Annotated in this window: 13 protein-coding genes; 5 read left to right on the top strand and 8 right to left on the bottom strand. The window is 40.2% G+C overall.

The window, feature by feature from the left end:
* Nucleotides 1-423 precede the first annotated feature (423 nt).
* The 4 genes from QI031_RS29280 to mdh form a co-directional block, all read right to left on the bottom strand.
* Nucleotides 424-1,806, bottom strand: a complete 1,383-nt coding sequence (locus QI031_RS29280; protein ID WP_281483052.1) for a DUF1802 family protein — start codon at nucleotides 1,804-1,806, stop codon at nucleotides 424-426.
* 10 nt (nucleotides 1,807-1,816) lie between these two features.
* On the bottom strand, nucleotides 1,817-3,718 hold the full coding sequence (locus QI031_RS29285; protein ID WP_281483053.1) for a hypothetical protein: 1,902 nt from the start codon (nucleotides 3,716-3,718) through the stop codon (nucleotides 1,817-1,819).
* 38 nt (nucleotides 3,719-3,756) lie between these two features.
* Complete coding sequence (locus QI031_RS29290; RefSeq protein WP_281483054.1) at nucleotides 3,757-4,434, bottom strand: hypothetical protein; 678 nt, start codon at nucleotides 4,432-4,434, stop codon at nucleotides 3,757-3,759.
* A 431-nt stretch (nucleotides 4,435-4,865) separates the two neighbouring features.
* Complete coding sequence (mdh, locus tag QI031_RS29295; protein WP_281483055.1) at nucleotides 4,866-5,843, bottom strand: malate dehydrogenase; 978 nt, start codon at nucleotides 5,841-5,843, stop codon at nucleotides 4,866-4,868.
* A gap of 259 nt (nucleotides 5,844-6,102) precedes the next feature.
* Here mdh and QI031_RS29300 point away from each other — a divergent pair, with 259 nt between their 5' ends.
* A complete protein-coding gene (locus QI031_RS29300) occupies nucleotides 6,103-6,381 on the top strand; it encodes a hypothetical protein (protein ID WP_281483056.1) in 279 nt (92 codons plus the stop codon).
* 57 nt (nucleotides 6,382-6,438) lie between these two features.
* Here the strand turns inward: QI031_RS29300 and ndhO are convergent, their stop codons facing one another.
* From ndhO to QI031_RS29320, 4 genes are all read right to left on the bottom strand, one after another.
* The gene (gene ndhO, locus QI031_RS29305) at nucleotides 6,439-6,654 is read right to left on the bottom strand and encodes an NAD(P)H-quinone oxidoreductase subunit O (RefSeq protein ID WP_281483057.1); all 216 of its coding nucleotides are present in this window, start codon (nucleotides 6,652-6,654) and stop codon (nucleotides 6,439-6,441) included.
* A gap of 414 nt (nucleotides 6,655-7,068) precedes the next feature.
* A complete protein-coding gene (locus QI031_RS29310) occupies nucleotides 7,069-7,923 on the bottom strand; it encodes a DNA-formamidopyrimidine glycosylase (RefSeq protein WP_281483058.1) in 855 nt (284 codons plus the stop codon).
* Between the two features lie 243 nt (nucleotides 7,924-8,166).
* Nucleotides 8,167-8,379, bottom strand: coding sequence for a photosystem I reaction center subunit IV (locus QI031_RS29315; protein WP_281483059.1), 213 nt, complete (start codon nucleotides 8,377-8,379; stop codon nucleotides 8,167-8,169).
* Nucleotides 8,380-8,728: 349 nt separating this feature from the next.
* Nucleotides 8,729-9,313, bottom strand: a complete 585-nt coding sequence (locus QI031_RS29320) for a PAP/fibrillin family protein (protein ID WP_281483060.1) — start codon at nucleotides 9,311-9,313, stop codon at nucleotides 8,729-8,731.
* Between the two features lie 230 nt (nucleotides 9,314-9,543).
* Here QI031_RS29320 and QI031_RS29325 point away from each other — a divergent pair, with 230 nt between their 5' ends.
* From QI031_RS29325 to QI031_RS29340, 4 genes are all read left to right on the top strand, one after another.
* A complete protein-coding gene (locus QI031_RS29325; RefSeq protein WP_281483061.1) occupies nucleotides 9,544-9,786 on the top strand; it encodes a DUF3134 domain-containing protein in 243 nt (80 codons plus the stop codon).
* A gap of 81 nt (nucleotides 9,787-9,867) precedes the next feature.
* On the top strand, nucleotides 9,868-10,971 hold the full coding sequence (gene mraY / locus QI031_RS29330) for a phospho-N-acetylmuramoyl-pentapeptide-transferase (protein ID WP_281483062.1): 1,104 nt from the start codon (nucleotides 9,868-9,870) through the stop codon (nucleotides 10,969-10,971).
* A gap of 282 nt (nucleotides 10,972-11,253) precedes the next feature.
* Nucleotides 11,254-12,081 carry a metallophosphoesterase gene (locus QI031_RS29335; RefSeq protein ID WP_281483063.1) on the top strand — a complete coding sequence of 276 codons (828 nt, stop codon included), beginning with the start codon at nucleotides 11,254-11,256 and terminating at the stop codon, nucleotides 12,079-12,081.
* Between the two features lie 261 nt (nucleotides 12,082-12,342).
* The gene (locus QI031_RS29340; RefSeq protein WP_281486153.1) at nucleotides 12,343-12,561 is read left to right on the top strand and encodes a DUF433 domain-containing protein; all 219 of its coding nucleotides are present in this window, start codon (nucleotides 12,343-12,345) and stop codon (nucleotides 12,559-12,561) included.
* The last annotated feature ends 7 nt before the right edge of the window (nucleotides 12,562-12,568 follow it).

Here is a 12,568-nt window from a genome sequence, read left to right on the forward strand (position 1 = left end):
TTTTCCAAAAAGAAACCTTGGATCGATCTATTCAACCCAAGGTTGGCTTGTTAGTTTTGCTCTTACTTGCCAATAGCAAGTTTAGGCATTTTTTACCCCGGATATTAGCCAAATAAGCAGTTGTTAGCAATTGCTTATGACTGACCTTGTTTCTCCCCACACTTGACACACGCTCTTAATCTGACCACGAAAAACAAGTACACAACTCTCTTTTTTTGATGAAGGAATTATCCCTTTCATCTGCTTTCAAGTTAACTATTTATCTTACTAGTGTTAATCACTCTGGGGATGGAAACGAATGACGAGTTATCTCAGTCTGAAGGCATAAATTAACTAATACTCTTGATATGGTATTTAGTCACTGTTTTGGTATTCCAGTGGCTAGACGCAGCAACCTACATCTTAAGTTATATTCTTATATATTTATGATTCGGTGCTAATTAATAAATTTCGTAAAAAATAAAAGCGATCGCTTTTCCAATCACCACCTTTTTTTCGTCCTAAATAACCTGTTAAGGGTGAGGAAAGTTCAATCAAAATTTCGTGCATTTCTGCTGTTTTTAACGACTGTGGTGGATTGTCATAAATATACACTACATGAAGGGCATCCACTCCGACATCGATATCACCTGTTTTTTCTAAATGCTTTTTGACAAGTTGAATGATGTGCGATCGCAACTTTATAGATTGTTCAACTTTATCGATGTAAGTATTAAGTTTATCTTCTGCTGAACCAAAAGGAGCTTGTTGCAAATACTCTTTCATTTCTAACAAATTAATAGAATTTTTGTAGTGTGCTTGCAGCTCAACTAATTTTTGTAGTGTTTCAGGACTAATAACATTCATTTGATTTTCGGTAGCTGTTCTTAAAGCGTAAAAATTTAGTTCTCCAGCGGCTACAATTAATTTAATTGAATTGTCATACTGAAATTTACCAAGATGGTTCATACCTATTTTTAGTAGTTGTGCAGGTGTACCATCATTAACCTTTTCAGTTTTAGTCGCCTTGCACTCTCCTACTATTGCATAAGGTTGTTCGGTGTAAAAATCCATGCCTCCTGCACCACCAGTTCCATCTGGATCTAAACCTGAACCTGTAAAGCCCAATTTTAGTAATCCTCTACGAACTAATTTTTCAAATGCATGTCCATCGCTAGAGTTCCCAACTTCAGCAATTTTTTGAATCCAAGGTAAGTCTAAATCTAATGGATTTGTTGGTTGTTCATTACTCCAACCTAAAAATAATTTGATATCGTGGTCTAATTCTTTAGCTGCTGAATTTATATTGGCTAATTGTGATACTTGACTCTGCAATTCTTCTAATTCAGGATGCAGCGGTGGCTGTCTGTTTTCTAATTGTTGCTTGCGTTGGGCGAAGGTGTGATCGTTTAATACTGGCTTTTCTTCAGAAACCGTTAAAGAACTAGGTAAACTAACAAATTTGCCTAGCTTTTCTTGAATGTTTGTATTAACTGATATTTCTTGTAACTGAGGTAATTGATAGACACGCAAATAAGCCAGGAAAAGATGCTTTTGTTGCTGTAGTATCTCCTTTAGCAATTTTGGTGTCCATATTGTTAGTTGAGACAAAATCTCTAATGGCTGAGTTTCGTCTAAAATTTGGCAAAATTCACACTTAGCCCAAGCTTTAATCAAAACTGAAGAGTCCGCAGGATAAATTACAAATCTCTGTCCAGGACGAATAAACATCTTGGGTAAAGCTGCAATTGTTCGTCCCTGTATTAAGGCTTCAATATCAGGGACGGATAGACACAGTGCTGTTGGAATTGAGAACAGCTGATTCATTTCTAGTTAGCTATAGGTTTAGTTCAATATAATCGGCAGCAGCAACATTTTGAGGAATACTAATAGGTAATCCATCATCAGTTAAATTAGTAGGTTCTTGACCAGAGGGATCGCTGAGAATTTCTCGAATCAAAGGATTGTTAATTGCTAGTTGCTTTTGCTCAATAAAATCAAAAATCTGTTCTTCTTTCAGTTCATAGCTTTCACGATTATAGTAAACAAATACTATCGCTAACAGAGGTTTAATGTCTTGGTTTTGCAAGCTTACCCATTCTCCACCCTTGTCTTTCAACAGGGTTTTCAAATACTGTCTAGCTAATGTTGCTTTTGAACTAATATTTTTTGAACGTACCAAGCAGCCGCGAGTTAAATTAAACTTTCTATAATCGATTAGTCGTCCTAAAGCAGCACCGATAACCGTGTAGTTTTGCTGAACTACATCTACTCCAATCCTCACTTTTTTATTATTGCCAATAATTTTAAAATCCATAAAGCCATTATTTGCTGCACTTGGCTCTACCTCTTCAATTGATTCAATTGTTACTCCCTCTACAGTTTCACCTATTAAACTATTGAAAGCCAGCCAAAGAGCATCAGCAATTGTTGTTTCTTCTTCCATTAATGAATCAATAGAAGCTTCTACATTTGCTAATTCATTATCGAAGTATGGTTTAACCGGATGGATAGTTGTAGATGTCCATCTAGCTGTAGTATCTGTAGAATTTGTTTCTGGTTTCGTAGACTCATTAGGTACAAAATTTTCTGCACACCATTTCAAAACTGATCTAACAGTTGGTCTACTCTTACCAAGTTCTCTGAGTTTAATTTCATCAAATGGGTAAAGAGGATGAGGTGGAGTTTGTTGATGTTCCTCATAGAAGTCTTGTAACCATTGACTAACCAAAGCAACGATATTATCAGAATTGAGGAAGCTTAATTTTATAGGCTGTCTGTCAGCTTGATCACTTACTAATCTATCTATAACTGCTTCCGCTTCTGGTAAAGCTTTGATTTGATCTTCCCATGTGCGAGGATACATTGCTAACAACAGAACACCTTGTTTAAGACTGTTATATAAATCCTTAACTAAACTAGCAATAACTTGTGCTGCTAAAAATCCATTATCAGCAGCATCTGCAATATCTAATTCGTCAAAACAAATAACTGGAACTCTATAATGACTAGTGATATCTAGAATTTGACGAACAGTGCTTAAAGCTTCAGCTTCTCTATCCTCACTTTTAGGATTTGGTAGTCCCATTCCTTCAGCTTGTGTTTGTGTTAGTTCTAAGCCAGATAGCCAGTAGGTGGCAAAGTTAGCGTGGACTGTAGAAAGTGTCCACAAAATTGCTTTCACTATATAAGGGTTGGTTATTTCAGGCTTGACTTGCAGAACAACTTCTGTCAATTTATCTATCAAACTAGTTGAGTATTTGCTTAACCAACTGGGATACATACTAATATACTGTTGTGGCGTATAGTTCCATTGCTTTGCTTCGTTAATTAAAGCTGCTGCTATCTCTTGCCATTGCATTAAATTTTGGCTCCCAGATGCTCTAAGGCTAGAGGCAACTGTTTGGAGAAATTGATATTTAATTTGATTGAGATTGTCATACTTACTCATATAAATAAATAAGCTGCCATTTTCTGCCTTTAGTCGGTGACGAATCCGGCTAATAATATGGCTTTTACCTAACCCTTTTTCTGCTGTAATTGTGATACCTACAGTTTCGCGTTTTCCTGTACGAACTTTCTCAACAGCATCAAAAACTGTATTAGAAACATGAGCATTAATTAATGGCACATCAGGGAAACTTTTTCCCCATATTTGCTGTGGTCTGACTACAATATGCCCAGCAAAAGGGTTTTGATTTTGAATCAGTTCATCAATGGTAGATGTGGTATTAATCATAATTTTATGAAGTTAATATGTGAAGATTCAAATAAGGTTTAAGGTTTTAAACGTGTGGCGTAGCAGCGTAATCCATCTAGTTCTGTAGTTACCGAATCTTCAATTTTGTCAGGTGCGCTGTCTTCTACACTTCCTCCTTGTAATTGCAAAATATCGTTAGCTTGCATTTCTAAGAGCAAATCATTAAAATTTGTACGACTTACCTGATCGCCTATTGTTCTCCTAATACGATAAATTGGTACTAGATTATTAAAGTTGTATTCATAGTTCAACTTGTCGTAGACTTCCAATGCCGCAGATTTAAACTCGTCGTAAGATGCAATTCCTTTGGAAAGATCTGTTAACACACCTTTCCCATTAACAGGTACATTTGCACTAGTTACTGCAATATCTATATGACTAATCCATTTAATCAAGGCATTCGCCGCCCAAGTTCCGACAATAGTCCCTTCAAATTTAAAATTGCCACTTTTCAAACCATCACCCAGTACCTCTAAACCCTTGGGAGATGTCAGAGTATATCCTTTATTAGAAATTGCGATCGCGCCTTGTTGCTGTAATTCTTCTAATACACCTTGATAGTCTGCTATCTTTTTGCCTTTAGATATAATTCGCTTGGTTAGTTGACCTTTTTTTACTTCCTGCTGTGTTCCTCCCAAGTCCCATAAAGCTAGTAAAAGACGAGTTTGAGTTTGGACTGTATTTTTTGATGACATATTGGGTATATTTTTTGACTATAAAATATTGCAACTGTATATTTGTAAATTATTTAGACCGGATAAATAACCGGGAAATTGCTGAATATCTCAACGTTATAGTGGGACTGATTTATAAAAAATAAACGACACCTTAATTTAGTGTCGTCTAGATCAAAAAGTTTACATAAATATAGAATTACAATAATATTCCTCCATCTACAATAACCTCTATAACAAGGGGAGTTGGGGAAATTTAGGACTTACACAAAAATGGCTAACAAGCTTAATTTATCGAACCGCCAAGACACCAAGAACGCCAAGAATTAGTAGAACGTGCGTAAGTCCTAAAATCAACGAAATTCAAAGAACTGTATTGAGTTTAATTCTTGAAGATTGATCTAACACTGCTTATTCAAAAGCAAACTTATCAATAAAAAGCTCTATTAAAATTATGATTTCATCGCCAAAATTTCTTGCGCCTTCATAATATTTTGACGCACAGATTGAGCCGAAGTATGCAAAGCTTCTGTTTCACTATCACTAAGATTTAATTCCAAGACATTCTCAATTCCACCGCAACCCAAACGACAAGGAACACCAATTACAACATCTTCTAAACCATATTCGCCTTGCAGATATGTCGCGGTAGGCAATAACCGTGACTGATTCAACAAAATCGATTCTACCATCACACTTGTAGCAGAAGCCGGGGCAAAAAATGCTCCACCCGTCTGCATTAATTCCACAATTTCCGCGCCACCATTGCGGGTTCTCTGCACCAAGCGTTCAATTGTGGCTACATCCAACAATTCTGTAATCGGAATGCCGTTGACAGTGGCATAACGAGACAAGGGAACCATTAAATCGCCGTGGCTACCCAATACCATCGCCTTAACATCAGCAGGTAACACCCCTAATTCTAGAGCGATGAAGGTTTCAAAGCGGGCAGAATCTAACACCCCAGCCATACCCATAATTCGCTCTCGTGGCAAACCTGTAGCTTGCCAAGCTAAATAAGTCATCACATCCAAGGGATTCGTGACGACTATAAAAATAGCATGGGGAGAACAGGCGATCGCATTTTTTGCTGCTTCTACAACAATCTTGGCATTGGTTTTTAGCAAGTCATCCCGACTCATCCCTGGTTTACGGGGAAGTCCAGCGGTAATCACCACGATTTGGGAACCAGATGTATCAGCATAATTGTTTGTACCGACAATCTGGCGATTATGTAATTCAATTCCCCTAGCTTCCATCAAATCTAGTGCCAAACCTTGGGGCATTCCTTCAACGATATCCAGCAAAACCACATCTGCCAGATTTTTCTCTGCAATACGTTGGGCTAGTGTACTACCAACTCTACCAGCGCCAACAATAGTTACACGAGGTAAACGACACAGAATCGGGGAGTCAGAGGAAGAAATCATATTATGGGAATGCTTTCATGACTTAATGGTATGTCAAGTTTAAACTGATGGATGAATCAGTTTGTAGTAAAGACTTTAGTCCTGATTTTTTTAAAGAATGTGGATTAAATAAAGTGCAAAACTTGGTTTAAAGACTTTTAAATGCCAAGCTAGCCGATAAGCAAGAATTGTAAGTTAATAAATCCACGTTCCTAAGACGCTCTTAACGTCGCTACCGCTGCGCTCTGAAGTTATGCCGCAACCTTTACGTTAATCGCTCATGGGGAAAACCACGCCAGTTCCTATAAGTTGGCGGCACTTCCTACAAGTCGGGGAACCCGCCCAACGGAGTGCCTTGGAAACCCGCAAGGGCGGACTGGCTCCCCAAGACCCTACAGGTGACGCGACGCTCCTGCGTCGCTACCGCTTCGCTATCGCAAGCTCGCTACCGCTACGCTCTAAGCGCAGCTATGCCGTAGGCTTTACAGCAGTTGCTACCCTGCGGGTACTCCTTCGGAGAACTCGCAGAGTAGCCGCAGAAGCGTCTACAAGTCGGTAAACCCGCCCAACGCACTGCTTCACCGCGCTAACTCACTACAAACCTTAAAACAGAAGACTACTTAAATTCTTCAAGTTGATCTAAGCGTAACCAAATATTTGGTGTAGGCACTTTTCCAAACTTCACAAGGGCGTAATCATCTTTAACATCTACAATTTCGCCCTGACTTTCAAACAAATACGCAGGAAAGCGATTATCACTGGCTTTTGCTTCTGTACTATTTTCCAGTTTGTCGCGGACAGCGCGAACCATATCTCCTTTTTTGACTGCCATGAGTTGTCCTCTAAAAATTTGTAGATTGTTTTCATAGAGGATCTTAGCTCGTGATCAATATGCAAATACATTAATATCAGCGAAACTCAATTAACGCTGACCAGCCAATTATAAAGATACAAGCTCACGGCAGTTCGCTCAAGTCGGTAAACTTGCCTCCACAGAACTTTTCGCTGTCTTGAAAAGTTGGGCGCACGGAAACCGTAATACCGTTTCACTTTAAAGTTGATACATTTGGGCAAGCAGGGGAGGCAGTGCGGTCTTGGGGGTTTCCCCCAGGAGCAACTGCCGTGGAGCAGGGGAAGCAGGGGAGGTAGGGGGAGTAAGAAAAGTAATTTGTATCAATAATTTCGTGAAATGGTATAACGCACCCACTTTTCGCTGTGGGGTTCTTAAATTTTTAATTTTTAATTTTTAATTCCCCGTAGAGGTTTGACACTGGGGGCAAAAATGACTAGAACGACCACCTAACTTAATCCGTTGGATCAAATTACCACAAACCCGACAAGGTTCTCCCATGCGGTTGTAAACTAAGGCAACACCACCATAGTTACCGTTGATCCCCTTAACATTGAGGAAATTACTAAAAGTTGTGCCTCCAGCCGCAATGCTAGTTTCCAGTACTTGAATAATTGCATTTCGCAAACGCTCAATTTGCTTTAACTGCAAATTTGTACATAAAGTTTCTGGTAACACTCCACTCTTAAACAGCGCTTCATCAGCATAAATGTTACCTAATCCTGCTACCACAGATTGATCTAATAATGCAGTTTTAATCGGACGGCGGCGATTTTGTAATTTAGCAGCCAAATAATCTACTGTAAATTGTGGTGAAAATGGGTCTAGCGCGAGTTTTGCCAAACCAGTAATAATACTTTCTACTGCGACACCTGGGGGAACCCACCACATTTGACCGAAGGTGCGTTGGTCAACAAAGCGCAATTCTTGTTGATCCCCAAAAAATAATCTTACCCGCGTATGCTTGTGTAATGGTTCATCTTGATGCAGCCACAGCAATTGACCAGTCATTCGCAGATGAACTCCTAACCAACTAGTGGCAAGAGATGAATTAAGTTCAGCTAAAAGATATTTGCCGCGACGATGCCAAGTGGCAATGCTACTTCCTTTAATTCCATCAATAAACTCACCAATAGAAAACGGGTAGGCGATGGTGCGATTGAGCAACACATCTCCACCCGTAATTTCTCGGTTGAGGGTCAATTGATTTAGACCCCTTCGGACTGTTTCAACTTCAGGCAATTCAGGCATTTAAGCTGATTAAGCAAGCAATCTGATGTACTTTAGGGATCAGGGCAGACAAGATAAAGAAGCATGTAGACACCTATCGGTAGCTAGCCACATTACTCAAAAGAACCCGTAAATACCCGCAGGTCGGTTTCTTATGGAGTAGAGTAGGCTATGTTGAAGGATGAAAGAAATGAAAGTTTCATACTTCATACTTAAGGCTTCCCTTCATCATCTCATCAAATAATCCCTTTTAGGCTTTGCTGCTTATTTTTTTGGCTTAGCCTTGGGTGCTTCTACCTCGATTAATTCATCCGGGGCAAAATTATTGGTGTTGATACCAGCGTAATTTACCTTATCAAACCGGACAATTACTGGGTATTTGATGCCGCTTTGATCAACAGAAGCCACGGTTCCTAAATCCTGAAACCAGTAGGATTCTGGGCGGAGAATACGTACTTTAGAACCACGTTGAACCATGATTATTTTCCCTTTTAGTTATCAATCGCCAATATACAGGGCTAATTGATTTCACTCTACAACCTGAAGGTCTCTGCTAGAGGCTTTATTAAGTTATTTATCTAATTGGTTAACAATCAATACTCAACGCTCAAAAGTTACTTGTTTATTCCCTCTGCCCTTGGTCACTGAGTTTCGACTGCGCTCAACTACCGCGAAGCCGAAGTGCTGCTCCCTGCCCCCCGCCTCCATCTACCTCTATTGGTAGTTCTAATCCTCGCATACCAAACCTAAAATGAGGTCACACCCCGCTTGACAAAGTTCATACAATCAACTATGTTCGTTCGCAAATACACTATGTAAAAAACTCTTATGTTTTGCTTAAAACAAACACACTACCCTCGTTGCCCCTGCCAATTCGCAGATCGTTATCTATATAAGTTATGTCCAACCAGCCTTGTTGTGTATCGCTGTTAATAGGGACATCAACTGCCGTAAATTTTTGACCAGCTTCAATTTGTTGGATAAAGCTTTCCGGTGAACTGTACTCGATTAAACGTTGTAAACCAACAATAGACCGCTGAAATTTTACTTGGACGCGACGACCTGAAACTGGCTCGAATTTCGCAGCTACGCTGACTAATCCTTCAAGATATGGTAAGCCGTAAATCTCAGCTATATTGTAAACGCTGGTAGTATTTACCCGAATACACTGATAAATTTGACCAAGTTTACATAGCGGTACGCGATCTAAGTTTAAAAGGCCTCTGCTAGTGGTGTATAGTAATCGCCAATCGCCATTTAGCAAGTTGCTTGCTTCCACCGGACATGGTGTAGGATTGAGGTCTTCTAAGTTGGCGATCGCCACTAAGATAGCTTGTTTTTGCTGCTCACTGGCTAGTAAACCCCGATTAGTACCAGCGATCGCATCGATTAAATCCGCTTTTCCCATCATTGCCTATTACCTATCACCTCTATTAAGTCGATATTAATGTCCTATGTACAGAGCCGTGCAATTTACTCAGAATCTATTCCTAATTGTCTTGCCACTATTAAATAAAATATTTTTACCAACTTGCGGATTTATCAACCCACGAGTTGAATGTATGAATAACTAAATTTTTCCGTGTCAAGTGATAGACTTCTTAATGTCTAGTTACATAAATTTCCTTGTGTATTGGTCGTATGTTAAATTCTCCCTTACGTGAAGCCCCTCGGAACCAACGAGCTACTGTAATCCCTTTAAAGCAAGAGTCCTCTTTGTTGGACTGGTTGCAAAGTAACGGTCGTCTCATAGCCCGTGAAGTTCACGAACGCGATTTTCGGAATGAAGATCAAGAAGAAATCTCAGATTTTCTCGGTGGAGAAGATGGCATTAACGACTATGACCTAGATGATGACGATGATGCAACTGTAAGCGAAGATTAGCCTGTTGAGGCTAGCTGAGATTTGGTGATCTCATTGTCCCTGCTGTTCAGTTTTTTAAGTGTGGAGTGAAGGGAAATTTCCGTGGACGCTAAATTATCTCCTAACCAAGGATTGAATTTTTCTGGTATCGGTTTAGCTTCTTGTTTAGCCACCGGGCTAAGCATAGCAGCATTAAATTTTGATTGGATGGGCAATAGATCACCCTTTCAAGGTATGTCGCTGACTCTACCCCTATTGTTGGGTGCTGTGAGTGCGGCTGCTATGGGGTACGTAGTCATACCGTTGTTGCAAGCACTCAAAACTGGGCAAATAATCCGCGAAGATGGGCCACAAGCTCATTTAAAAAAGGCAGGGACACCAACAATGGGGGGGATATTTTTTATCCCCGTAGCTGTGATCATTGCCTGCGTCTGTTCTGGTTTTGCTAAAGAAGTACTTGCCGTTTCGGCTTTGACCCTTAGCTATGGGTTTGTTGGCTGGATTGATGATTGGCAAATTCTTCGCCGCAAGTCAAATAAAGGTATATCCCCCCGGATGAAACTGGCTTTGCAAGTTGGTTTTGCAGTAGTGTTTTGTCTGTGGTTAATGTTTAATCAACCTGCTAATATTACAAATATTGCTTTGCCTGGAGTGGGTTGGGTATTACCATTAGGTTTTTTATTCTGGCCTTTGGCTGGTTTTGTTCTAGTGGCTGAGAGTAATGCAACTAATTTAACTGATGGCATTGATGGCTTAGCAGCAGGAACAGTAGCGATCGCTTTACTGGCATTAGGCGCATTAGTGGCCCCTGCATCTTTGGGATTAATGGCTTTCTGTGCGGCTTTAAGTGGCGGTTGTTTGGGTTTTTTAGCTCATAATCGCAATCCAGCCCGCGTTTTTATGGGTGACACGGGTTCTCTGGCGCTAGGAGGGGCTTTAGGGGCTGTAGCGTTGCTGACAAACAGCTTGGTAGCTTTGTTTATTCTCAGCGGGATCTTTTTTGTAGAAACTCTTTCTGTGATGGCACAGGTGAGTTACTACAAGGCTACCAAAGGGCCAGATGGTAAAGGTAAGCGTTTGTTTAGAATGGCTCCTCTACATCATCACTTAGAATTGGTCGGCTGGTCAGAGTTACAAGTAGTTGCTGTGTTTTATATAATCGCCGCTATTTTAGCTGCAATTTGTTTGGCGATCGCTCCGTTTTAAATCTTTAATACAATTAATGGAAGATTAGTGAATAACCTCTGCATTTGCGGGGGTTATTGTTTTTTATGGCGTTGCTGAATTATCTCACGCAGAGGCACAGAGAGTAATTTGTGTAATTCGTAATTCGTAATTAAAAAATTCAGATGTAATCTGGGTTGACAACGTTGCATGTATCGTGTTCTTTTTTCAAGTTGATGTAATATTAAATTTTTGCATTTATTCAAGATATCTTTTAATGTTTGATAAGCTGTAAGCGCTGGTATGAGGAGTATCTATCGTATTATGCACTGGTTGTTTACGGGTGGTTTAAGTGTAGATAAATTAACGGTTAAGATTGCGGGACTTGCCCCATCTTTACAAGGTACAAGATTAGTACAATTATCAGATTTTCACTATGATGGTTTGCGGCTATCAGAAAAAATGTTAGAAGATGCGATCGCTGCTACTAATGAAGCCGAACCAGATTTAATTGTATTAACTGGCGATTATGTGACTGACGATCCTACACCAATTCATCAGCTTGTATTACGACTCAAGCATCTGCAAAGTCGTTGTGGTATTTATGCTGTACTCGGCAACCATGACATACACTACGGTCACTCTCAAGCGGAAGTTACAGAGGCATTTACTCGTATTGGAGTTCAAGTTCTTTGGAATGAAATTGCTTACCCGTTGGGGCAAGAATTACCATTAGTAGGATTGGCTGATTATTGGTCACGAGAGTTTAATCCTGCACCAGTGATGAAGCAATTAAATCCAGCTATACCCCGGATCGTTTTATCTCACAACCCAGATACAGCCAAAATATTGGCACAGTGGCGCGTAGATCTACAATTATCTGGTCATACCCACGGTGGTCATATTGTGATCCCAGGTATTGGCCCTGTAGTTTTTCATTATAAAAAGATGCTGAAACAATTACCTAAAAAAATGCGGCGTTGGGTTCCCTTTTTCTTAGGAGATTGTTCAAAAGTAGTGCGATATTGGGAGTGGGCGCAGGGATTTCATCAAGTTGCAGATAATCAGTTATATGTAAATCGTGGCTTGGGAACTTATCGACCAGGACGTTTATTTTGTCCACCAGAGGTAACTGTAATTACGTTAGTTTAGTAGGAGGCAGGAGGCAGCGCTATGACTGCCGCAAGAGTCAGAAACGAACCACACAGACACAGAGAACACGTAAAACAGCGCTGCGGGAGGGTTTCCCTCCGTAGGTGACTGTGTTAGCGCAGCGGTAGCGAGCTTGCGATAGCGAAGCGGTAGCGACGCAGGAGCGTCGCGTCACCCGAAGGGAGGAATGAGAATTTGAGAGTTTTTTTGCGTAAGTTCTAATCAGAATGAGATAGCCTAGCAATGTTGCCAAGAAGAGAGATAATGAGCCAGTCAGCAATCATTACTGCATCACCAGATTTAATGAATGGTACGCCAGTCTTCGCAGGAACGCGAGTGCCTGTGCAGACTTTAGTGGATTATTTGAAAGTAGGGGAATCTATTAATGATTTTCTAAAGGGATTTTTTACAGTGAAGCGAGAACAAATTATTGCTTTTCTGGAAGCCGCAGAAGCCCAAATTCTGAAGCTTGTTGCATAGTGTGAAT

This window comes from Halotia branconii CENA392 (genome assembly GCF_029953635.1).
Taxonomy (GTDB): Bacteria; Cyanobacteriota; Cyanobacteriia; order Cyanobacteriales; family Nostocaceae; genus Halotia; species Halotia branconii.

Excerpts from the sequence above, each read along its gene's own strand:
- QI031_RS29280 (WP_281483052.1), bottom strand. The coding sequence starts at position 1,806 with ATGAATCAGCTGTTCTCAATTCCAACAGCACTGTGTCTATCCGTCCCT.
- QI031_RS29285 (WP_281483053.1), bottom strand. The coding sequence starts at position 3,718 with ATGATTAATACCACATCTACCATTGATGAACTGATTCAAAATCAAAAC.
- QI031_RS29290 (WP_281483054.1), bottom strand. The coding sequence starts at position 4,434 with ATGTCATCAAAAAATACAGTCCAAACTCAAACTCGTCTTTTACTAGCT.
- mdh (WP_281483055.1), bottom strand. The coding sequence starts at position 5,843 with ATGATTTCTTCCTCTGACTCCCCGATTCTGTGTCGTTTACCTCGTGTA.
- QI031_RS29300 (WP_281483056.1), top strand. The coding sequence starts at position 6,103 with ATGGGGAAAACCACGCCAGTTCCTATAAGTTGGCGGCACTTCCTACAA.
- ndhO (WP_281483057.1), bottom strand. The coding sequence starts at position 6,654 with ATGGCAGTCAAAAAAGGAGATATGGTTCGCGCTGTCCGCGACAAACTG.
- QI031_RS29310 (WP_281483058.1), bottom strand. The coding sequence starts at position 7,923 with ATGCCTGAATTGCCTGAAGTTGAAACAGTCCGAAGGGGTCTAAATCAA.
- QI031_RS29315 (WP_281483059.1), bottom strand. The coding sequence starts at position 8,379 with ATGGTTCAACGTGGTTCTAAAGTACGTATTCTCCGCCCAGAATCCTAC.
- QI031_RS29320 (WP_281483060.1), bottom strand. The coding sequence starts at position 9,313 with ATGATGGGAAAAGCGGATTTAATCGATGCGATCGCTGGTACTAATCGG.
- QI031_RS29325 (WP_281483061.1), top strand. The coding sequence starts at position 9,544 with ATGTTAAATTCTCCCTTACGTGAAGCCCCTCGGAACCAACGAGCTACT.
- QI031_RS29335 (WP_281483063.1), top strand. The coding sequence starts at position 11,254 with ATGCACTGGTTGTTTACGGGTGGTTTAAGTGTAGATAAATTAACGGTT.